The sequence below is a fragment of the Kitasatospora sp. GAS204B genome, assembly GCF_029892155.1.
In the GTDB taxonomy this organism is placed as follows: Bacteria; Actinomycetota; Actinomycetes; order Streptomycetales; family Streptomycetaceae; genus Kitasatospora.
In genome coordinates this window covers 257,587-278,628 of the sequence record NZ_JARZAG010000003.1, presented here as the reverse complement: position 1 = coordinate 278,628, position 21,042 = coordinate 257,587, and the positions used below count along the sequence as shown (strand labels likewise).

The 21,042-nt window shown below is 71.2% G+C and carries 22 protein-coding genes; 12 read left to right on the top strand and 10 right to left on the bottom strand.

The features are described from left to right. Positions 1-74: 74 nt before the first annotated feature. Positions 75-1,319: an MFS transporter gene (locus P3T41_RS06340; protein WP_280688492.1), complete on the bottom strand. Its 1,245-nt coding sequence runs from the start codon at positions 1,317-1,319 to the stop codon at positions 75-77. A gap of 429 nt (positions 1,320-1,748) precedes the next feature. Here P3T41_RS06340 and P3T41_RS06335 point away from each other — a divergent pair, with 429 nt between their 5' ends. The 3 genes from P3T41_RS06335 (at position 1,749) to P3T41_RS06325 (ending at position 6,991) form a co-directional block, all read left to right on the top strand. Further along, on the top strand, positions 1,749-4,463 hold the full coding sequence (locus P3T41_RS06335; RefSeq protein ID WP_280688490.1) for a PKD domain-containing protein: 2,715 nt from the start codon (positions 1,749-1,751) through the stop codon (positions 4,461-4,463). 201 nt (positions 4,464-4,664) lie between these two features. Next, on the top strand, positions 4,665-5,609 hold the full coding sequence (locus tag P3T41_RS06330; protein ID WP_280688488.1) for an ABC transporter ATP-binding protein: 945 nt from the start codon (positions 4,665-4,667) through the stop codon (positions 5,607-5,609). Then, entirely contained in the window at positions 5,606-6,991 is a 1,386-nt protein-coding gene (locus P3T41_RS06325) for an ABC transporter permease (protein ID WP_280688486.1), read from the top strand. Before P3T41_RS06330 ends, P3T41_RS06325 begins: the two co-directional genes overlap by 4 nt. Before the next feature lie 62 nt (positions 6,992-7,053). Here the strand turns inward: P3T41_RS06325 and P3T41_RS06320 are convergent, their stop codons facing one another. Together P3T41_RS06320 and P3T41_RS06315 are read right to left on the bottom strand one after the other, a co-directional pair. Next, the gene (locus P3T41_RS06320; RefSeq protein ID WP_280688484.1) at positions 7,054-8,145 is read right to left on the bottom strand and encodes a hypothetical protein; all 1,092 of its coding nucleotides are present in this window, start codon (positions 8,143-8,145) and stop codon (positions 7,054-7,056) included. 318 nt (positions 8,146-8,463) lie between these two features. Further along, positions 8,464-8,700, bottom strand: a complete 237-nt coding sequence (locus P3T41_RS06315) for a hypothetical protein (protein ID WP_280688482.1) — start codon at positions 8,698-8,700, stop codon at positions 8,464-8,466. Positions 8,701-8,882: 182 nt separating this feature from the next. Between P3T41_RS06315 and P3T41_RS06310 the strand changes: the two genes are divergently transcribed. Together P3T41_RS06310 and P3T41_RS06305 are read left to right on the top strand one after the other, a co-directional pair. Beyond that, complete coding sequence (locus tag P3T41_RS06310; protein WP_280688480.1) at positions 8,883-9,125, top strand: hypothetical protein; 243 nt, start codon at positions 8,883-8,885, stop codon at positions 9,123-9,125. Between the two features lie 18 nt (positions 9,126-9,143). Continuing rightward, on the top strand, positions 9,144-9,332 hold the full coding sequence (locus P3T41_RS06305) for a DUF397 domain-containing protein (protein ID WP_184945486.1): 189 nt from the start codon (positions 9,144-9,146) through the stop codon (positions 9,330-9,332). A 96-nt stretch (positions 9,333-9,428) separates the two neighbouring features. Here the strand turns inward: P3T41_RS06305 and P3T41_RS06300 are convergent, their stop codons facing one another. Next, positions 9,429-9,635 carry a DUF6193 family natural product biosynthesis protein gene (locus P3T41_RS06300; protein WP_280688476.1) on the bottom strand — a complete coding sequence of 69 codons (207 nt, stop codon included), beginning with the start codon at positions 9,633-9,635 and terminating at the stop codon, positions 9,429-9,431. Then, positions 9,632-9,916 (bottom strand): hypothetical protein, encoded by a 285-nt coding sequence (locus tag P3T41_RS06295; protein ID WP_280688474.1) that lies wholly within the window; start codon positions 9,914-9,916, stop codon positions 9,632-9,634. Before P3T41_RS06295 ends, P3T41_RS06300 begins: the two co-directional genes overlap by 4 nt. A 420-nt stretch (positions 9,917-10,336) precedes the next feature. On the opposite strand from P3T41_RS06295, the gene P3T41_RS06290 reads away from it, so the two are divergent. The 3 genes from P3T41_RS06290 (at position 10,337) to P3T41_RS06280 (ending at position 11,766) form a co-directional block, all read left to right on the top strand. After that, positions 10,337-10,687 carry a helix-turn-helix transcriptional regulator gene (locus P3T41_RS06290; RefSeq protein WP_280688472.1) on the top strand — a complete coding sequence of 117 codons (351 nt, stop codon included), beginning with the start codon at positions 10,337-10,339 and terminating at the stop codon, positions 10,685-10,687. 26 nt (positions 10,688-10,713) lie between these two features. Next, a complete protein-coding gene (locus P3T41_RS06285; protein WP_280688471.1) occupies positions 10,714-11,247 on the top strand; it encodes a hypothetical protein in 534 nt (177 codons plus the stop codon). A 174-nt stretch (positions 11,248-11,421) separates the two neighbouring features. Next, positions 11,422-11,766: a DUF2516 family protein gene (locus tag P3T41_RS06280; RefSeq protein ID WP_280688470.1), complete on the top strand. Its 345-nt coding sequence runs from the start codon at positions 11,422-11,424 to the stop codon at positions 11,764-11,766. A gap of 68 nt (positions 11,767-11,834) precedes the next feature. On the opposite strand, the gene P3T41_RS06275 is transcribed toward P3T41_RS06280, so the two are convergent. Further along, entirely contained in the window at positions 11,835-13,553 is a 1,719-nt protein-coding gene (locus P3T41_RS06275) for a SpoIIE family protein phosphatase (protein ID WP_348533631.1), read from the bottom strand. Between the two features lie 224 nt (positions 13,554-13,777). Here P3T41_RS06275 and P3T41_RS06270 point away from each other — a divergent pair, with 224 nt between their 5' ends. Beyond that, positions 13,778-14,335: an O-acetyl-ADP-ribose deacetylase gene (locus P3T41_RS06270; protein ID WP_280688468.1), complete on the top strand. Its 558-nt coding sequence runs from the start codon at positions 13,778-13,780 to the stop codon at positions 14,333-14,335. A gap of 134 nt (positions 14,336-14,469) precedes the next feature. Here the strand turns inward: P3T41_RS06270 and P3T41_RS06265 are convergent, their stop codons facing one another. Further along, positions 14,470-15,192, bottom strand: coding sequence for a class I SAM-dependent methyltransferase (locus tag P3T41_RS06265; protein WP_280688466.1), 723 nt, complete (start codon positions 15,190-15,192; stop codon positions 14,470-14,472). 426 nt (positions 15,193-15,618) lie between these two features. Here P3T41_RS06265 and mshA point away from each other — a divergent pair, with 426 nt between their 5' ends. Beyond that, on the top strand, positions 15,619-16,941 hold the full coding sequence (gene mshA / locus P3T41_RS06260) for a D-inositol-3-phosphate glycosyltransferase (protein WP_280688694.1): 1,323 nt from the start codon (positions 15,619-15,621) through the stop codon (positions 16,939-16,941). A 76-nt stretch (positions 16,942-17,017) separates the two neighbouring features. Beyond that, positions 17,018-17,587, top strand: a complete 570-nt coding sequence (locus tag P3T41_RS06255) for a YbjN domain-containing protein (RefSeq protein WP_280688464.1) — start codon at positions 17,018-17,020, stop codon at positions 17,585-17,587. Here P3T41_RS06255 and P3T41_RS06250 read toward each other — a convergent pair. Beyond that, complete coding sequence (locus P3T41_RS06250) at positions 17,557-18,843, bottom strand: MFS transporter (RefSeq protein WP_280688463.1); 1,287 nt, start codon at positions 18,841-18,843, stop codon at positions 17,557-17,559. The two genes, P3T41_RS06255 and P3T41_RS06250, sit on opposite strands and share 31 nt — an antisense overlap. Before the next feature lie 158 nt (positions 18,844-19,001). On the opposite strand from P3T41_RS06250, the gene P3T41_RS06245 reads away from it, so the two are divergent. Further along, positions 19,002-19,760 carry a phosphoglyceromutase gene (locus P3T41_RS06245; protein WP_280688461.1) on the top strand — a complete coding sequence of 253 codons (759 nt, stop codon included), beginning with the start codon at positions 19,002-19,004 and terminating at the stop codon, positions 19,758-19,760. 62 nt (positions 19,761-19,822) lie between these two features. On the opposite strand, the gene P3T41_RS06240 is transcribed toward P3T41_RS06245, so the two are convergent. Then, on the bottom strand, positions 19,823-20,011 hold the full coding sequence (locus tag P3T41_RS06240; RefSeq protein ID WP_280688459.1) for a hypothetical protein: 189 nt from the start codon (positions 20,009-20,011) through the stop codon (positions 19,823-19,825). A 179-nt stretch (positions 20,012-20,190) separates the two neighbouring features. Beyond that, positions 20,191-20,856 carry a phosphate signaling complex protein PhoU gene (phoU, locus tag P3T41_RS06235; RefSeq protein WP_280688458.1) on the bottom strand — a complete coding sequence of 222 codons (666 nt, stop codon included), beginning with the start codon at positions 20,854-20,856 and terminating at the stop codon, positions 20,191-20,193. Positions 20,857-21,042: the final 186 nt, after the last annotated feature.

The window sequence follows — 21,042 nt, the reverse complement described above, 5'->3', positions numbered from 1 at the left end:
AGGGGGTTTGACGACAGGCCCCAGCCACCCCGGGCGCCGGAGCGCCACGACGAGGACGACGTACCACGGGCGGTTCAGCTGAGGCTCGCGGCCGGTTCCCCTGCGTTCCGGGGCGCGTTCTCGCGGCGTGGGAGCAGCAGCGGGGTGGCCAGCAGGAGGACTCCGGCGAGCGCGATCGCGGTGCGGGGGCTGGTGATGGTGGCCAGCAGGCCCCACAGCGCGGTCATGGCCGCGATGCTGGCGCTGCTGCTGACCGACCACGCGGACAGGGTGCGGGCGACCTTGTCGGGGTCGGTGTGGTCGAGCCGGTAGGTGGCCAGCACCGGGTTGAACAGGCCGCAGCAGGTCACCAGGCCGAGTTGGACGGCGATGATGAGGACGATCCCGGGGACACCGGGCTGGACGAACGCCAATCCGACCGGCCAGCACGCGCGCAGCGCCCCGACGGTGAGCATCACCTTGTGCTGCCCGAGGCGGGCCGCGAGTGGGCGCGCGAGGCGGGAGCCGACGAGACCACCGAGGCAAGGGGCGGCGAACGCGAGACCGTACTGCCAGGGCGCGAACCCGAGGCGGCCCAGCAGGAGTACGGCGAGCAGCGGCTCGGAGGCCATGATCAGGCCGTTGACCACGATCGTGTTGAAGAACAGCGGGCGCAGCACGGGGTGGCCGAGGATGTGGCGCCATCCCTCGAGCAGATCGCCCGCTCGCAGCCGCGGTACGCCGGTCCGCGCGGGGTGCGGTTCCGTCCCGCCGATGGCGCGGATGCCCAGCGCCGAGAGCAGGTAGCTGGCCGCGTCGGCCACCACGGTCGTCACCGGGCCGAACAGTCCGATCGCGGCCCCGCCGAGCGGCGGCCCGACCGTGGTCGCGGTCCACGTCGTGGACTCGAACCGGCCGTTCGCGACGAGCAGGTCCGCCGGCGGTACCAGTGCCTTCAGATACGCACCGCTGGCCGCCTTGAAGACGATGTCGGCCGCGGCGGTGACGACGGCGACGACGAGGAGTTGGGTGAAGCTGAGCCAGCCGAGCGCGTACGCGGCCGGGACGCTCAGCAACGCCGCGAACCGGATCAGGTCCATCGCCATCATGACCGGCCGCTTGCGGCGGAACTCCACCCACGGCCCGAGCGGCACCGCGACCACGGCTCCCACCGCCCGCCCCGCGCCGGCCAGCGCCGCCACCTGGGCGGGCCCGCAGTGCAGCACGAGGACCGCGATCAACGGAAACGCGCCGAACCCGAACCCTGAGCCGTACGAGCTGACGGCGTACGCCGCCCACAACCACCCGAAGCGCCGCCCCAGCGCCCGCCTACCCGTCATACCCAACGCGCCTCTCGCCGATCCGAACAACCACACGCTGACCATCGGCATCAAAGCGGGTAGTGGATGGCGAGATCAAACAACCGATCCGCCATGAAGGCACAACTATTGGTTGTGCAGACAGGGGCGTCAGCCTGGGTCTCGAGCCTCTTCGGCGCCCGCATCTCCCAGATCACCGAGCCAACCTGTCGCATCGTCAACTCACCGCAGCGGTCGAACGCTTACTCGGGCTCGGCGTCCAAGAGTCGTCGAACCTTCCGGCAACAGGGGACGAACGCCAGACCAAAAAACCCGAGTCCCAGAGAAATCTACGCGCATCTACTTGCTAGGTCTCCGATTCGCGACCACCATACGGACCGCAGTCATCTGACCATGAACCGTCACGTACGGAGGGTGTCGATGAGGAAGTGGAAGAAGAGATCGGCGAGTGTGGCTCTGCTCGCCGTTGTCACGTTAGCGGGGGCCTCGCTGGCCACCGCCCAGGGGGCCGGAAAGCACCCCGCGACCGGCGTCGGCTCGTGCACGCTGAAGGGCTGGAACCCGGCGACCAGCCCGGCGAACGCCAAGAACCTTCCGGTCGGTCAGCGTCCGCAGACGTACAAGCCGGACGACTTCGACTGCACCGGCGCGGTGTTCGCCGCGCCCGGCGTGGAGTTCACGAAGTTCCCGCAGCCGAAGGACCTCAAGATCACCGACAAGAGCGTCGTGCAGACGGTCGGTGGCCAGCAGACGGTGGTGGGGAAGCCCACCGCGGCGGTGAACCCGCTGGCGCCGTACTTCCCGCCGTTCCAGCACTTCGTGGTCATCTACCGGGAGAACCACACCTTCGACGACTACCTCGGCGACTGCGCGACCACGATCAGTCCCAGCTGCAACGGCCAGGTGCAGAGCACCAACCACATCAGCTCCGTGCCGGACCTGCACCAGCTGGCCAAGACCTACGCGCTGTCCGACTCGTACAGCACCGGTGTTCAGCCGCCGTCCGGCCCCAACCACTGGTTCATGTTCTCGGGGCAGTCCTCGTCCAGCAGCCAGCAGCAGTCGTACCCGTCGAACGGCACCCAGTTCGACCGCTTCCTGCAGAGCAGCAAGGGTCCCACGGACGAGGGCACCAGCGCCTGCACGGCTCCGTCCGGCACCAGTAGTGGCAGCAGCCCGTACACGTTCATCATGAACGGCGACATCTACTGGATGCTCAACAGCGGCAGCGGCTACTGGAAGAACCCGGCCGACGGCAAGGTCGAGGTCCTGCCGCCCAACCGCCCGGGCACCAACATCCCCGAAGAGCTGCACACCAACGAGTACACCTGCCAGAACCAGAGCCTCCCCGACAGCACGATCTCCAACGACTACCTCAACTTCATCAACACCAACGGGATGCCGGCCTACAACTACGTCGAGCTGTTCAACGACCACCCCGGCACCTACCAGGACATCTCCGGCAACGACACCGCGACGAACAACATCGTCAACTCCATCGAGAGCAACCCGACGTACAAGAACAACACCCTGATCGTCGTCACCGAGGACGACACCCAGAACGGCAGCAACGGCCCGGACCACGTCAGCAACACCTACCGCGTGCCGCTGCTCGTCATCGGGCCGTCGGCCTACGTCAAGCAGAACTACGTCTCGCACGTGGCGTACACCACGGGCAACGTGGTGGCGGCGATGGAACGCACGATGGAGAACGTGCACTCCGGCGTCATCGACCCGAACGACAACCTGGGCTCGTCCACCTTCCCGATGACGACCGCGGACCAGGCCGCGCTCGGCGACCCGCTCGAGGACTTCTGGGTCCAGGGCTCGACCCCGCTGTCCGCGAGCGCCAAGGGGTCCCCGACCACCGGCAACGCGCCGCTGACGGAGACCTTCACCGGCTCGGCCACCGGCGGCACGGCCCCGTACACGTACAGCTGGAACTTCGGTGACGGGACCACCAGCACGACCCAGAACCCGAGCCACACCTACACCGCCGCCGGTACCTACACCGCGACGCTGACCGTCACCGACAGCGCCTCGCCGGCCAACACCGCGACGTCGCAGGTGACGACCACGGTCAACGCCGTCGGCAACCCGCTGGCGGCCACCGCCTCGGCCACGCCGACCTCCGGTCAGACGCCGCTGAACGTCGCCTTCACCGGCACCGGCACCGGTGGTACCCCGGCGTACAACTACAGCTGGAACTTCGGTGACGGGACCAGCAGCACGACCCAGAACCCGAGCCACACCTACAGCACCGCGGGTACCTACACCGCGACGCTGACCGTCACCGACAGCGCCTCGCCGGCGAACTCCGCATCCTCGACGGTGACCATCACAGCCTCGCCGATCGCCGCGACGGTACCGGGTGCGCCCACCGGCCTGACGGCGAGCGCCGGAACCGGGCAGGCCGCGCTGAGCTGGACGCCGCCGTCCAACACCGGCGGCGAGAACGTCACCTCGTACAAGGTGTACCGCGGCACCGCCAGCGGCGGCGAGACGCTGCTGACCAGCGGCGGCTGCAGCGGCCTGGGCGCGGTGACCTCGTGCACGGACACGGGGCTGACCGCCGGTCAGGCCTACTACTACACCGTCACCGCGGTGAACGGCGTGGGCGAGGGGGCGGCGAGTAGCGAGGCGACGGTCACCCCCACCGGCACGGGCTGCCAGGCACAGCAACTGCTCGGCAACCCGGGCTTCGAGAACGGCAGTTCCAACCCCGCGCCGTGGACCGTGACCTCGACGCACAGCCCCCTCGCGGTGATCGGCAACAGCAGCTCCGAACCGCAGCACAGCGGCACCTGGGACGCCTGGCTCGACGGCTGGGGCAAGGCCACCACCGACACCCTGGCCCAGACCGTCACGCTGCCCAGCGGCTGCAGCAACTACAGCTTCAGCTTCTGGCTGCACACCAACACGGCCGAGACCTCGACGACCACCGCCTACGACACCCTCAAGGTGCAGGTGCTCAACAGCTCCGGCACCGTCCTGGGCACCTTGGCCACCTACTCCAACCTCAACCACAACACCGGATACGCGCAGCACACCTTCAACCTCGGCGCTTACGCCGGCCAGCAGGTGACGCTGAAGTTCACCGGTGTCGAGGACTTCGAGTACCAGACGTCGTTCGTGCTCGACGACACCGCGCTGAACGTCAGCTGAGCCTGACGAGTTCGCCGAGTCCGATGCGGATCATGTGATCGCGAAAGAGTGCCGGGTGGTGCACTGCGGTGCACCACCCGGTGCCGCTTGCACGGGACGAGGCCGCTGTCCTCGAGGTTGCGCGTCACGCGCCAGGCTCAGGTTCTTCAAGATCGGGTTCTTCAGGATCAGCTGAGCGCCAGCTGAGGGATGGATGAACGGATGGACACACCCGTCGCGGTGAGAGGCCGGGGCATCACCAAAGTCTTCGGTGATGTCGTCGCCCTCGACCACATCGATGTGAGCATGACGCAGGGTCAGATCCACGGCCTGGTCGGCCCGAACGGCGCCGGCAAGACCACGCTCCTCGGCCTGTTGTTGGGCCTGGCCGTCGCTGACGAAGGGAGTCTGGAGATCCTCGGCACTCCGGTGGGACGCGCGCCGGCCGCGCCTGACGGTGTCTCCGGGTTCGTCGACGGGCCCGGCCTCTACCCCACTCTCACCGCGAAGCAGAACCTTGCGACGCTGGTCGCGCTGCGCCCTGATGACGCGCCCGCCACGGGTGTCGAGGAGGCACTGGAGCAGGTCGGGCTCGCCGACGTCGCCGACGCCAAGGTCCGTGGGTTCTCCCTGGGCATGCGCCAGCGGCTGGGGCTGGCCGCGGCGCTGCTGACCAGGCCACGGCTGCTGGTGCTCGACGAGCCGTCCAACGGCCTGGACCCGGTCGGCAAGAAGCACGTGCACGGTGTGCTCAGCCGGCTGGCCGCCGAAGGCGTCACGGTCGTGATGTCCAGCCATCGGATGGACGATCTGGAGGCGCTGTGTTCCGAGGTCACCATCCTGGCCACCGGGCGCGTGGTCTTCTCCGGACCGGTGGCAAAGCTCTCCGATGACAACCGCGAACTCGACTACCGGCTGCGCGCGTCGGATCCGTCCGCCGCTCGCGCGGTCGCGGCCACAACGCCCGGTGTGAGCATCATCGACGGCTACGACGCCCCGGCACGACCGGACACCGATGTGATCGTCGTCCGCGCCCGGGTGGCAGCCGTGGACCAACTCGTGGCCCGGATGGTGCGCGACGACATCGCGTTGCGTGAGTTGGCGCCCGTCGTCTCACCGCTGGAAGCCGCGTTCCTCGCCCTGACCGAGCAGGAGGCCGACCGATGACCGCGACCGTCGCTGACGCCCCCGCCCCCGTTCCCGCCGCCGGGGCTGAGGCTGGGGCCGGGACGGCGGGTGCGCGCCCGGTCCCGGTGGCCCGCATCCTCCGCTTCGAGTTGGTCAAGCAGTTCTCCGCCTGGCGGGTGCGCCTGCTGATCGGGCTGTGCTGGCTCGGTCCGGGCCTGCTGGTCTTCGCGATCGACCAGCAGAGCACTCTGCCGTCGGACACCCTGTTCGGCCGGTGGATGCACGCCACCGGCTGGGCCGGGTCGCTGGTGGTGCTCGGCTTCGCCGGCACCTGGGCGCTGCCGCTGGTCACGTCCATGGTCGCCGGCGACGTGTTCGCCTCCGAGGACCGGCTGGGCACCTGGCGCCATCTGCTCATCGCGGTCCGCTCGCACCGGCGTATCTTCGCGGCCAAGGCGATCGCCAGCATCTCCGTGATCGGGCTGCTGGTGGCAGGCCTGGCCGTCTCCAGCGTGTTCGGCGGCCTGCTCGCGGAGGGGAACCAGCCGCTGGTCGGGCTGGACGGCCACCAGCTCTCCGGCGGGGACGCGGCCGGCAGTGTCCTGCTGGCCTGGGTCTGCGTGCTGGCGCCGACGCTCGCCCTGGCGGCCATCGGGCTGCTCGGGTCCATCGCCCTGGGGCGATCCCCGATGGGCCTGCTCCTGCCCATGCTCGCCGCCCTCGGGATGCAGGTGGCGCAGATGCTGCCGCTGCCGGTCCCGGTGCGCCTGGCACTGCCCGGCTACGCCTTCATCTCCTGGAACGGTCTTTTCGCCGATCCCCGGCAACTCGGGCCCCTGCTGATCGGCGTCGGGGTCAGTCTGGTGTGGGCGGTCGCCGCGACGGCACTGGCCTACCTGCTCTTCCTCCGCCGGGACTTCACCAATCTCAACAACGACGGCGCCGGACGCAAGGTGCTGACCTTGGGTGTCCTCCCGCTGGTCGGGGTGCTGGCCGCGACGGTCGGTGTCGTCGCGGTGACGACCGGGACTGGCGGTTCCGGCATCGACCAGACCAAGGTGCAACGGTCGGTGGCCACGGCGTTCGCCCACCTCTACCGGTTCCAGCAAGCGCAGATGCGCCAACCGCCGGTCACCGAAGCGCAGTTGCAGACCTCCGCGGCCTGTGACAAGAGCGCAGGGCTCGGCGCGCAGGAGGGATCGGGCAACGACTGGCGCTGCACGGTCTCCTGGAACGTCCCCGGTTACAACGCCACCGCCCAAGCCGTCTACCAGCTCAATGTCACCGCGAACGGGCGGTACACCGCCGACGGAGACGGTCCGGTGGAGGTGAACGGCTACTTCCTGATCATCAGCGGGGGAAAGGCGGTGCCGAACCCGCTCTGGCAGTTCGACGGCAACGTCGATCTGCTCCCCGGATGAACGCCGCGGCCGCCCGGCGCGAAGGTACGCCGGGCGGCCGCGGTGCGGCGGCTGGTGCCGCGTCAGGTGACGCTGCCTTGGGCGTCGACCATCGACTTCACTCCGTCGTCGAAGTACGAGCTCTGGTTCCAGTCGCTGCAGTCGATGGCGGACATCACGCCGTTGACGTGGCCGAGGCCGGTGGAGTTGTCGAACTCGCGCAGCCAGGGGCCGCCGGGTGACCTGGTGCCGAGGCTGCAGTAGAGCCCGATGGTCCCGCTGAAGTAGCCCCGCGCGGTGGTGCCGGTGCACCACTGCTGGATCTCGCCGTCGCTGCGGTCGAGCGAGTAGGTGAGGGCCGTGACGTCCACGTTCTGCGGGTAGTTCCAGGAGAGGCCCTGGCCGCCGGTGGCGTCCACCAGGCGGGTGCCGTTCTGCGGCCAGGTGGTCACCAGGCCCACGTTGCGACTGGGGGCGCTGCTGCTCATCCAGGCGTCGAAGGCGCGGAACTGCTTGGCGGCGTAGGTGCCGAACGGGTAGCTGCTGGAACGGTACCGGGGCGCGTAGATCCAGTTGGTCATCCAGGTCTTGCCCTGGCCGCCGTGCACGCAGGAGCCGGCCGTGATCACGAGCTGCCTGGACGGGCTGTTGAGGGCGCTGCCGCTGCAGACGTGGTCCTTGCCGTCACTCGGGTCGGTGAAGAACACCTTGCCCACTGCGGCGGACTCGTTGATCAGCGGCTCCCGCAGGCCGGCTCGGCCCGGCACGGTCGGTGCGACCGGTTCGGTGCTGCCCGGCTCGCCGGTCGGTGCGGCGGCGGGGCCTGCGCTGCCGGAGGGCGGCGTGCCGGGGTCCGGGGCGTCGAGCGGGATCGCGTTCTTCATCCGCTCGGGCGTCCAGTAGTCCTGCACCTTGCTCGCGGCGGCGGCCGAGTCGACGACGGTGCCGTCGGACAGCCTCGCCGTGGAGTTGCTGGAGCCGGCGGAACCGCTGGAGGCCGTGGTCGCCCGCGCGGCCGGCGCGCCGGGGCCGCCCGACGGCTGAGCCACGGCAGTCCCGGCACCGGCGAACGCCAGTACGGCCGCCGCGGCCAGCGAGCACAGGGCACCCGGCCGCAGGAACCCGCGCTTGACCGGGCCGCTCTCGGGCCGCCGAGCGGATTGACGCCGTGTCATCTCGGGACGCACGGCTCACCTCCAAGGGAGTCAGTGGTTTCCCCCACTGACGGTCACGTTAGACGGCCGGTCAGAACCCGAGCCGGATGTGCTGACCGGAAGGATCCGTAGTCGAACCGATCGGATGCACGGCCACGCGGTCAGCCGAGTGGGCGTGCCCCTTGGGCTGCGTCGGTAGCCGGACGCATCGCGTGTTGCGGTTTGTGACTGTGCTTTGTAGTTGGCCAACGTTTTCGGGGTAGTCGGCCAGGCCACATGTGGGGCTATCCGCTGCTGGCGCACTGGGAGCGGGTACAACGTCACCAAGATCATCGAATGCTACGAAGGGATGATCTGCTGCTGACGTTCGCTGTTCTCGAGCCAGGACAGGTACCACTGGGCGAAGGTCACCGGCTCCCCGCGCCCGTCGAGCAGCGGAGTGAGGTCCTCGTCGTCCACCCGGTTGTCGGACCAGATGCGCCCCTGCTCGGGGCCGCTGATGATCAGCCACTGGCGGGCGGCGCAGCCGAGATGCGAGATCACGACGGCGCCGACCGTGCGGTCCGGAGAGAACATCACGGGCTCCCACCGCTCGTCCCTGATCGACGTCGTCCCCCAACGTGGGCGGCGCGTCCGGCTACGGGACACCGCCGCTCAAGGTGGAGAGGCGTCTGGGTGCTGAGCCGCCGGCACTCGTGCGGGCCTGTCCGGGTCGGCGGCCGTAGCCCTTTGATCGGGTGTCAGGAACGGTGGTCACGATGACGACTACGGGGCAGGACAAGACAGTTGGGGTTCCTGGGGCGAGTCGGCCCAGTGAACTCGAAAAGCTTGGCGACCTCGCCGAGGAGAAGCGCCCGGAGGCGCCCGAGGAGTCCGAGGGCGCGGCCGACCTCTTCCGCGCCCTCGGCAAGCTGATCAGATTCTTTCGCGAGAAACGGGGAATGACGCAAAGGGAGTTTGGCGTGGCCATCTTCCTTCACCTCGCCACCACCCACCGCTAACCAGCCTTTGGGAGAACGATGAACGCCATCGAACTCGTCTGGAACAAGAGCAGCTACAGCACCAACGAAGCCACCTGTTGCGTGGAGATCGCCAAGACCCCCGCCACCATCCACGTCCGCGACTCCAAGGACCCGCACGGCCCCGCCCTCACCCTCACCCCCACCGCCTGGACCGCCTTCCTCCACCTCGCCACCACCCACCGCTAACCAGCCTCCGACTGCCCGCCCACCAACGGGCAGTCGGCCACAGCCGCACTGCATGCGCCTGGCATCATCGCTGCCAATGCCCGCTCGAATGACGCTTCAATTCGCCGGCCCGATCCCCTCCGGCAGGACGGCAACCACGAAGGCTACGGCCTCCTCCGGCGTATCGAAGCGCGCGAGCAACTCACTCCCGTTCCGAACCCCGTAGAACCCCTCATCGTGCGGCCAGATCATGTACCCGACCCGTGTCGTGTTCCATCGCGCCGTGGTACTGGTGGAGAACCAGAGGTTGAAGTGGCTGGTCACCGGCACAGTTGGCGGAGCACCGGCTGGGCGTAAGCGGCCGCCAACAGCGCATGCACGCGCGGGAACCGGTTCATCGGCGGCATGTGGATGCGGTCGAGTTTGAGGCACCACGCCAGCTCGACAGCACCGAGCGGCTCCCGCTCGTGCGCGAGGGCCCACGGGCGGAACTCGATGCACGGGGCCTGCTCCTTGGCCTCCTCGAGCCCGGACCGGTGTACCGCAGCGTCCAGAACGTGGCGCTCAACCCGGCTGCCGGCCCCGGCAGCCAGCTCACGCAACACGGCCCCGCGAACGGCACGGCCTCGGGCAGGACAACGCCTGCCTGGGCCTCGAGGTCATCGACCTCGGCCGGGGTCAGCGGCTCGTCCAACGCGAACCGGTGCCCCGACGACCCGAAGACGCTGGTACCTGCCGGGCTTACCCCCAACGCCCGCACGCGCTCCCGAACGCCAACCCAGATTTGATCATTCATGGGCTGAGCCTGGGAGGTGTGCCTGACAGCCCGGATGGCCGTCCCCGGGGCGGGCGGGCCGGTCATCACCGAGCCTCTCGCCGTGCCCTGTCTCGCTGGCCAAGTCGCCTGGAGAGGTTGGTCAACAAGCCTGCAAAGTGGCCATCTATCGTGCGAAGTCACACGGTTGCCGCGCCGACGCGCTAGCTGGGTGCTTGCTTTTGCAAGCAGCAGTGGGCAGCATGAGGGTATGGCTTCACTGAAGGTGGGCTCCCTGGGTGAGTACATCCGGGAGCAGCGGCGTGCCGCGCAGTACTCGTTGCGCCAGCTGGCGGAGGTAGCGGGTGTGTCGAACCCGTATCTGAGCCAGATTGAGCGGGGGCTGCGCAAGCCGAGCGCGGAGATTCTGCAGCAGATCGCCAAGGCGCTGCGGATCTCGGCGGAGACGCTCTACGTGCAGGCGGGAATCCTGGAGGAACGGCCTGCCGGTGGGGTGGAGCTGCGGGCCGCGATCTTCGCGGACACGGCGATCAGTGAGCAGCAGAAGCACGCGCTGCTGGCGGTGTACGAGGCCTTCGTGCGTGACAACAGGGCCGAGTGAGGCCGAACGATGGAGAGGAAATGCTGATGCCCAGCACCGATGAGATCAGGAACGAGATCAGGAAGACCCTGAGCGACCCGACGCCGCTGTACGCGCTCGCGGGTGCCGGCGACCTGGCGTACGCGAAGCTGCGCGAGGTGCCCGGGCACCTCGAGGCGCTGGCCGCCGACCGCAGGGCCACGCAGGACGCTGCGGCCGCGCGGCTGCAGGAGGCGCAGACCAGGTTGGCGCAGGCGCAGGCCAAGATGGTCGGGACGGTGACCACGCTGCCGACCGACCTCAAGTCCTTGCAGGACCGGGCGCAGACCTTCGCGTTCCAGCAGGTCGGCCGGGCCGCCGGCCTCGCGGTGAAGGCCAAGGAGGTCTACGACGAGCTGGCCGAGCGCGGCAAGGGCGTGGTGGGGCAGGGCTCCCCGGCGCAGCCGGAGAGCGCGGCGGTGACGGTCGAGATCGTCGAGCCGGCCGCGGTGGACGCCCAGATCGTCGAGGACGCGAGCGCCGAGGCGAAGCCGGCGAAGAAGGCCACCCGGGCCCGGAAGTCGCCCGGTACCGCGAAGTAGTAGTAGCAGCAGCGGCAGCGGGGCGGCGGCGCGGCCGTCCGACCGGCCCCGGGCACGCTGCGCGCGCCTGACACGTTCACCGTCTGTCGGGCGCCGCAGCGTGTCAGGATGGAATGACTCAGCCGTGGGAAGTCAAGGTCTGGCGGCGGCGAGGCTTCGTGTGAGGAGACCCGGGTGGGCTACATCGCGTACATCAACCTCCTGAACCCGCTCTGGTGGCTGTCGGTCGGGATCATCCTGTTCAAGGGGTTCGCCTTCGTGGACGCCGCCGTGCGGCGGGAGGACGCGTACCGCGCCGCCGACAAGAAGACCAAGACGTTCTGGCTGGTCGTGCTCGGGATCGCGCTCGGCCTCGACCTGCTCTTCGGGGCCAACTTCATCGGCAGCTTCCTGACCCTGGCCGGTCTGGTCGCGGCGATCGTCTACATGGTCGACGTCCGCCCGGCCATCAAGGCGCTGACGGGTGGCCGCGGCGGCAAGGACGACCGTCGCAACATGGGGCCTTACGGGCCCTGGTGACGCTGCGGCTTGCCAGCGAGCTTGGGCTGAGGCGGCGCTGCTCCCGGAGCGGGTCCAGCAGCCGCCACTCAGCCCAGTAGCGGTGGCTGCTGGATCCGCTCCAGGAGCAGCACCGCGACGTCATCGGTGAGTGCGCCGCCGTTGAGGTCCTCGACCTCGGCGAGGGCGCCGTCCACCAGCCGACCTCGGGTCAGCCCGTTCGCCTGGTGGTCGCCGATCAGGCCGAGCAGGCCGTCCTGGCCCAGCCGGCGTGAGCCGGCGCCGACCCGGCCCTCGATCAGGCCGTCGGTGTAGAGCAGCAGGCTCCAGCCGGGCGGCAGTTCGAGGTGGTGCGGCGGCCAGCTGGCCTCGGTGTCGTCGCAGGGCAGCAGGCCCAACGCCGGGCCCGCCTGGTCGAAGGAGACCACCACGGGACGCTGGGACGGCGTGAGCAGCAGCGGCGCCGGGTGCCCCGCGAGGTAGAGCTGGGCGTGCTCCACGCCGGGCCGGTCGGACGGCAGAGGCTGCTGACCGACCCCGGGAGCCGGGCGCTCGCCGGGCGTGCGACCGCCGTCGGTGGCGCGGCGGTGGCCGCGCGGAGCCTGGTCCGGCGGCGCGCCCGGAGTGATCACCAGCATGCACAGGGTCGCGAAGATCTCGTCGCTGCGCCGCTCGTGCTCCAGCACGTGCTGCAGGGTGGTCAGCAGGGTCTGGCCGGTCAGGCCGGCGAAGACGAGGGTCCGCCACGCTATCCGCAGCGCGACTCCGAGGGCGGCCTCGTCGGGGCCGTGCCCGCAGACGTCGCCGATGACCACGTGGACCGTGCCGTCGTCGGTGCGGACGGCGTCGTAGAAGTCGCCGCCGAGCAGGGCGCGACGGCGCCCCGGCCGGTAGCGGCGGGTGAAGGAGAGTTCGGCGCCCTCCAGCAGCGGGGTGGGCAGCAGGTGGCGCTGCAGCCGGGCGTTCTCCTGGCCGCGCAGCTCGGCCTCGACCAGCCGGCGCTGCGACTCGTCGGCCCGCTTGCGCTCCACGGCGTAGCGCAGCGCGCGGGCCAGCAGCGGGCCGTCGGTGTCGTCCTTGGTGAGGAAGTCCTGGGCGCCCGCGGCCACCGCGGCGGCGCCCAGCTGGGCGTCGGCGGCGTCGGTGAGCACGACGACGGCCGCGTTCGGGGCGAGCCGCAGCAGCTCGCGCAGCCCGTCCAGGGGGTCGGTGCCGACGGCGGCCGCGGCCCGGGCCGGGTCGGCGGTCGGCGGGGTGGCCAGGTCGAGCAGCACGCAGCTGAAGTCGATCGGCAGGGTGCGGGCCCGGCGGCCGGGGACGGCGGGCTGCGGGGTCAGCTGGGCGGCGGCCTGGTCCAGACCGCGAGCCCAGGAGAGCTCGACCGGCGTGCCGCTGGCGGCGATCAGCTCCTCGAGCAGCCGGGCGTCGCTGGTGTCGTTCTCGATCACCAGCAGCTTGAGCGGCGCGGCGGCCCGGTCGATCGCCGCGCGGCGCCAAGTGGAGCGGGGGCCGGGCAGCGCGAGGGCGGCGGCGGGCTCGCCGTCCGTGGCCGCCGGGTGCCCGGCGGCGTGCGGGGGCTCGCCGAATGCGCTCAGCGCGCCGAGTCGACCGAAGGTCTCGAGGGTCTCCAGGCCGTGCAGGGAGTCCAGGCCGCCCAGTCCGTTCAGCCCGTTCAGTCCGTCGGCACCGAGCGTGGCGGTGGCCGGATCAGGGCAGGGGGCAGCGACACGCTGACGGACGCCAGCTCCTGTCGGGGCACCGGACCGGCTTTCGGCGCCGAGTCCTGGCCCGTCTCCCGTAGCGGGCACGGATGTTCCTCCCTTTCCCTGACGGGGTAACGGTTGCGGTCCGCGCGCAGTGCCCGCGAGGCACCGCGAGTCAGGGAGCTTCTCGCGACCATAACGTGATCTCCGGGCATTTCCCTGACGGGCCGCTGTGGATGTGGTTATTGCCACGCAGGTGGCGGGCTTGCTCGCTAGCGTGAACGGGTTGGGGCCGGGCGGCGGCACGGCCGGATTGCGGGAGGCTGACGGTGACGCAGATCACTTTGGTTCAGGGTGATATCACGAAGCAGCGGGTGGACGTGGTGGTCAACGCCGCCAACTCGTCGCTGCTCGGTGGCGGTGGTGTCGACGGGGCGATCCACCGTGCGGGCGGTCCCGAGATCCTGGCCGAGTGCCGCGCGCTGCGGGCCTCGCACTACGGGCGGGGGCTGGCGGTCGGCCGGTCGGTGGCCACCACGGCCGGTCGGCTGCCGGCCGATCATGTGGTGCACACCGTCGGGCCGGTGTACGGGGCGGAGCGGTACGAGCAGGGGGCACGGCTGTTGGCCTCCTGTTATCGGGAGTCGCTCCGGCTGGCGGTGCTGGAGCTGGGGGCCAGGAGTGTGGCGTTCCCCGCGGTGTCCACCGGGGTGTACCGGTGGCCGCTGGAGGACGCGGCCCGGATCGCGCTGTCGACCGTGGCCGAGGTGCTGGCGGAGGATCCGGTCGAGCAGGCGGTGGACCTGGAGGTGCGGTTCGTGCTGTTCGGCGCGGAGGCGTACGAGATCTTCGCGCGGGTGCGGGAGGAACTGGGGTTGGCCGGCTAGTCGGGCGGGGCCCGACAGCAGTGTGATCGAGTCAAGGAGCGGGTGTCACCAGGTGCGCCCCCATAGTGGCCTGATGCCCCGTCAACACGCCAGGGGAATTCGATAACTCGTTCGAGTGAACCTGAATGCCCTGCTCAGGGCGCCAGTGCCGACCAGGGCAGCGTGACCTCGCCCTGCCGCCAGCGCCCCCGCGCGTCCACCAGCGGCCACTGCCCCGACAGTGCCGTGCACGCGGCCACCCAGCGCTGCCGGGCGCCGAACGCCCCGTACGGCGCGGCGGCGGCCCAGGCCCGGTCGAAGTCGGTGAGGAAGGCGTGCACCGAGCGGCCCGGCACGTTGTGGTGGATCAGCGCCTTCGGCAGCCGCTCGGCCAGGTCCGAGGGGCGCTCCAGGCCCGCCAGTCGGGCGGCGAAGGTCACCGTGCGCGGGCCCGTCGGGTCGAGCGCCACCCACACATGGCGGCGGCCGATCTCGTCGCAGGTGCCCTCGACCAGCAGGCCGTCCGGCGCCAGCCGGCCGCAGAGCCGCTCCCAGACCCCGCGCACCGCCTCCTCCTCGTACTGCCGCAGCACATTGGCGGCCCGGATCAGCTGCGCCGCACCACCGTCCAGCGGCACTTCGAAGCCGCCGCGGCGGAAGGTCAGCGCCGGCGGCTCGGCGTAGGGCAGCGCGGCGGCGACCCGGGCGGGCTCGATCTCGATGCCGACCGTCCGTAGGTCGGGCCGGACCGTCCGGAGCCGGTTGGACAGCTCGACGGCCGTCCAGGGCGCCGCGCCGTAGCCGAGGTCGACGGCCACCGGCGGCCGGTCGGCGGCGCGCAGCCGCGGGCCCAGGGTGTGGACGATCCAGCGGTCCATCCGCCGCAGTCGGTTGGTGTTGGTGGTGCCTCGGGTGACCGTGCCGACCGGGCGGGCCGTGGCGGTCGGCGTCCTAGACGTCCTGGGCGTCCTGGGCGTCCCCGTCGTCCTGAGTGTCCTGGGCGTCCCCGGCGGCCGGAGCGCGGCGGAGTGCCCGGACGAGCCCGGGTCGAAGGAAGCGGCCATCCCCGCAGGGTACGCCGGGCCGGGTCGGGGCCGGGCGCGGCGGTCGGCGTGATGTGCGTCGCTCCGTCGGCCCGACCTGCCCGGTCGCGGGAATGCGGCGTGCACTCTGGGAGGTTGTCTTCCAGTTGGAACCACAGGAGTGGTCGTCGCCCAAGGCGTCGCAGTGCAGACCAGAGAGGCCGCAGCCACGTGATCAAGCCCCCCGTGTCGACGGTATGGCGTGACCGGCAGACCCCGCCGATCCGCGGGCGCCTGCACGCGCTGGCGGCCGGCCGGCCGCGTCGTCCGCGCCGGATCGCGATGCTGAGCGTGCACACCTCACCGCTCCACCAGCCGGGCACCGGTGATGCCGGCGGCATGAACGTCTACATCGTCGAGCTGGCCAAGCGCCTGGCCGGGCTCGGCATCGAGATCGAGGTGTTCACCCGGGCCATCTCCTCCGAACTGCCGCCGACCGTCGAGCTCGCGCCCGGCGTGCTGGTCCGCCACGTCACCGCCGGGCCGTACGAGGGCCTGATCAAGGAGGACCTGCCGGCCCAGCTGTGCGCCTTCACCCACGGCGTGCTGCGCACCGAGGCCGGGCACCGACCCGGCCACTACGACCTGGTGCACTCGCACTACTGGCTCTCCGGGCAGGTCGGCTGGCTGGCCGCGCAGCGTTGGGGCGTGCCGCTGGTGCACACCATGCACACCATGGCCAAGGTCAAGAACGCGGCGCTGGCCGAGGGCGATACACCCGAGCCGGCGGCCCGGGTGATCGGCGAGACCCAGGTGGTCGAGGCGGCCGACCGGCTGATCGCCAACACGGCGGACGAGGCGGGCGAGCTCGCCGCGCACTACGGCGCCCGGGGCGACCAGCTCGCCGTGGTGCACCCGGGGGTCAACCTGGAGGTCTTCCGGCCGGGCGACCGCCGCGCCGCCCGGGCCCGGCTCGGCCTGCCGGCCGACGCCGCGGTGCTGCTCTTCGCCGGCCGGATACAGCCGCTCAAGGGCCCCGAGGTGCTGCTCGGGGCGGTCGCGGCACTGCTGGAGCGGCGGCCCGAGCTGCGCGAGCGCCTGGTGGTCCCGGTGGTCGGCGGCCCGTCCGGGACGGGACTGGCCAAGCCGCTGGGCCTGCAGAAGCTCGCCGCCCAGCTCGGCGTCGCCGATGTGGTGCGGTTCCACCCGCCGGTGGGCCAGGCCGAGCTGGCCCAGTGGTACCAGGCGGCCACGCTGCTGGCGATGCCCTCCTACAGCGAGTCCTTCGGGCTGGTGGCGCTGGAGGCGCAGGCCTGCGGGACGCCGGTGGTGGCCGCGGCGGTCGGTGGCCTGCCGGTCGCGGTGCGGGACGGCGAGACCGGCACGCTGGTCCGCGGCCACGAACCGGCCGCCTGGGCTCGGGCGCTGGAGCCGTACGTGACCGAGCCCGAGCTGGTGGCCAGGCAGGGCGCGGCGGCGGCCCGGCACGCGGCCGGCTTCGGCTGGGGCGCGTCCGCGGCGGCCACCGCCGACGTGTACGCGGGGGCGCTGGCCCGCCCGGCCGGTCGGCTGGCCGGAGCGCGGCGGCGGCTGAGCCAGCAGTAGGCAGCGCACCAGCGGCGGACCCTCCAACAAGGGGAGAACACGGCGCGGACCGGTACCAGCCGGTAACGTCACGGTCATGGCAACCCGTACCAAGGACGAGGCCCTCGGACTGCTCGCCGCCGCGCTCGACGAGGCCGGTGTCGACTGGGAGCCGGCCGTCGCCGACCCCTACACGCTGGTCGCGACGCTGCCCGGCACCCGCAAGCTCAGCACCACCTGCGCGCTGCGGGTCGGCGACCACACCCTCTCGGTGAGCGCCTTCGTGATCCGCCGTCCGGACGAGAACCACGAGGCCGTCTTCCGCTGGCTGCTGGAGCGCAACACCAGGCTGTACGGCGTCGGGTACGCGCTGGACCCGCTCGGCGACGTCTACCTGACCGGCCGGCTGCCGCTGGAGGCGCTCACCGGGCCGACGGTGGACCGGCTGCTCGGCACCGTGCTGGAGAACGCAGACGAGCCGTTCAACACCCTGCTGGAGCTGGGATTCGCCTCGGCCATCCGGCGGGAGTGGGAGTGGCGGACCAAGCGCGGCGAGTCCACCCGCAACCTGGACGCCTTTAAGCACCTGGCCAAGCCCGGGCAGCCCGTGCCGGACGCGGGGGCCGGGACCGACGCTCAGGCCGAGACCGGTACCGGCGCCGGCTGACGCGCCGCGTCCGCCCGGCGGCCCAGCACCAGGTAGCCCACCGCCGCGACCGTGCCGACCACCGCGCAGCCGTACCAGAGGGTGCGGTGGCCCGCGTGGTCCAGCAGCAAGCCGCCGGCGGCCGGGCCCAGGAACGAGGCGGCCGACCAGGAGAGCGAGTAGACCCCCTGGTAGCGGCCGCGGGCGTGGGTCGGCGAGAGTTCGGCCACCAGACCCATGCTGGTCGGCGCCTGGATGATCTCGCCGATCGTCCAGACCGCGACGCTGCCGGCGTAGATCAGCGCGGACGAGCCGGCGAACGCGGTCAGGCCGAAGCCCCAGCCGATGAGCAGCGCGGCGGCCAGCAGCAGCACCCCGCGGTCCCGGCCCTGGAGCAGCCGGGTGACCGGGATCTGCAGCAGGACGATCAGCAGACCGTTGAGTGCGATCACCAGACCGTACTGCTCCGTGCTGAGCCCGGACTTGCCCATGCTCACGGCCAGCGTGGTGCTGCCCTGCTGGAAGACCAGCGCCACCAGGAAGGTCAGCCCGACCAGTGCCATGAAGCGGCGGTCCCGGAAGACCGTCCCGAGGCTGACCGCGGGCCCGGCGGCCGCTGCCCGGCCGGGCGTGCCCGGTGCCTGGCCGGACGCGGTCGGGCGGCTCTCCGGGACCTTGACGAAGACCACGAACGCGCAGAGCAGGGTGGTGGCCGCGTCGGCGATGAAGAGGGTCAGGTAGCCGTGGGCGGCGATCAGCCCGGCCACCGCCGCCGAGACGCCGAAGCCGATGTTGATCGCCCAGTAGTTGAGTGAGAAGGCCCGCACCCGGTCGGCGGCGGGCACCACGTCGGCGATCATCGCGGAGACCGCGGGCCGCGAGGCGTTGCTGCTCAGGCCGACCAGGAAGGCCACGGCGGCGATCATCAACCGCCCGTCGGCGAAGCCGAGCGCCGTGGTGCTGAGCGCGGTGAGCGACTGGGCGACCAGCAGGGTGGGCCGCCGCCCGATCCGGTCCGTCAGCACCCCGCCGACCAGCGCGGCGATCGCCCCGCCCAGGCCGAAGAGCGAGGCCACCAGACCGGCGAAGGAGGCCGAGTAGCCGCGGTCGACGGTGAGGTAGAGCGCCAGGAAGGTGACCACGAAGCCGCCGAGCCGGTTGACCAGGGTCGAGGTCCAGAGCCACCAGAACGCCGAGGGGAGTCCGCCGACCGACTCGCTGGTCGCGGTGCGCAGCCGGCCGGTCAGGGAAGCAGGGGCGACTGGGGCGGTGGGCATGGGGCGTCTCCCGGGCGGCAGGTGTCCCGGTGAGCGGTCGGTGGGGTTCGCTCAGCAGGGGGACGTGCGACGGTAAGTGGTGCGGTGGCAGGGAGCACATTACCGGTGCCGCCTTGGGACAGGCCAGCCGTTTTTCGGGCTCCACTAAGCTGTGCCTCATGGCTGACACGACCTACCGACTGATCCTGCTCCGCCACGGCGAGAGCGAGTGGAACCAGAAGAACCTGTTCACCGGCTGGGTCGACGTCGACCTCAACGAGAAGGGCGAGAAGGAGGCCGCGCGTGGCGGCGAGCTGCTCGCCGCCGAGGGCCTCTTCCCGGATGTGGTGCACACCTCGCTGCTGCGCCGTGCCATCCGCACCTCGCAGATCGCGCTGGACAAGGCCGACCGGCACTGGATCCCGGTCAGCCGCAGCTGGCGGCTGAACGAGCGTCACTACGGCGCGCTGCAGGGCAAGGACAAGGCCCAGACCCTGGCCGAGTTCGGCGAGGAGCAGTTCCAGCTCTGGCGCCGCTCGTACGACACCCCGCCGCCGGTGCTCGCCGACGACAACGAGTTCTCGCAGGCCGGCGACGCCCGCTACGCGGAGATCCCGAGCGAGCTGCGGCCGCGCACCGAGTGCCTCAAGGACGTCGTCGAGCGGATGCTGCCCTACTGGTACGACGCGATCGTGCCGGACCTGGCGGCCGGCAAGACCGTCCTGGTCACCGCGCACGGCAACAGCCTGCGTGCGCTGGTCAAGCACCTGGACGGGATCTCCGACGAGGCCATCGCCGGCCTGAACATCCCCACCGGCATCCCGCTGGTCTACGAGCTCGACGCGGACTTCAAGCCGGTCGCCGCCGGTGGCCGCTACCTGGACGCGGAGGCCGCCGCCGCCGCCATCGAGGCCGTGAAGAACCAGGGCAAGAAGTAAGCCCTGAAACGATCAGGCCCGGCCCGGTGCACTGCGCACCGGGCCGGGCCTGCGTCGTTCCGTCAGTGCCCGCCGCAGCAGCCACCGCTGGCGCTGCCGCACTGGCAGGGGGCGCCGGACTGGCAGCCGCAGCCGCAGCCGGGGCCGCAGCCGCAGGCGCCGATCAGCACCGGAAGAGTGATCCGGGCGGCCGGTGTGGTCGGTTCGGCGGTACCGGAAGTCGGAGCGGGCCGGGCGGGTGTGGTGGTCATGGTGCGGTGCCCTCCTCGATCGAGGCAGGCAGTGGGTGACGGGCTGCCTGCTCCTCGAGTGAAGCCCGGCGGCTGACGGAGCGTCAATGGGCGCGTAGGTGTGGGACGCTGCGTCGCCGTGCGCCCCCGCACCGATCGCCGGCCGTCGTGGCGGCCGTCAGGTTTGGGCCTACTCGGCTTCAGGCCTGCTCGGCGACGAAGTCGCCCGCGTGCTCACCGGTGACCAGGAAGACCACGCGCTTGGCCACCGAGACCGCGTGGTCGGCGAAGCGCTCGTAGTACCGGCCGATCAGGGTGACGTCCACGCCGGTCTCGATGCCGTGCTGCCAGCGGTCGTCGGCCAGGTGCGCGAAGAGCTGGCGGTGCATCTCGTCCATCGCGTCGTCGTCGCGCTCCAGCTGCAGCGCCGCGTCCACGTCCTTGGTGGCGATGACCTGGCCGGCCTTGGCCACCAGGCGCTGGGCGAGCTGACCCATCTCCAGCACGATGGGCTGCAGGTCGCTCGGCACGGCGGTGTCCGGGTAGCGCCGCCGGGCCACCTTGGCGACGTGCCGGGCGAGGTCGCCGCAGCGCTCCAGGTCCGCGCTCATCCGCAGCGAGGTGACCACGATCCGCAGGTCGGTGGCGACCGGCTGCTGGCGGGCCAGCAGGTTGATCGCGGTGTTCTCCAGCTCGTGGTGGAGGGCGTTGACCTTCTCGTCGGCCGCGATCACGCTCTCCGCCAGCTCCAGGTCGGCGTCGAGCAGCGCGGTGGTGGCACGACCCATGGCCGAACCGACCAGCCGGGCCATCTCGACCAGGCCGTCGCCGATCGAGTCGAGTTCCTCGTGGTAAGCGTCACGCATGCGCTTCTCTTCTCCTTCTTGCTTGCGGTGTCGGTGGCGGTGCCGACCAGCCGCCGGACCCGGGCTCCGGGTGGGCGGCCGCTGCTGGTGGCGCGCATCGTACGCGCGTTCCCTACCCACACGGGCTGCGCGATCGAGACTGCGCTGTCCGGGCGACGGCCCACGGCCGCCGCAGTGAACCCGCAG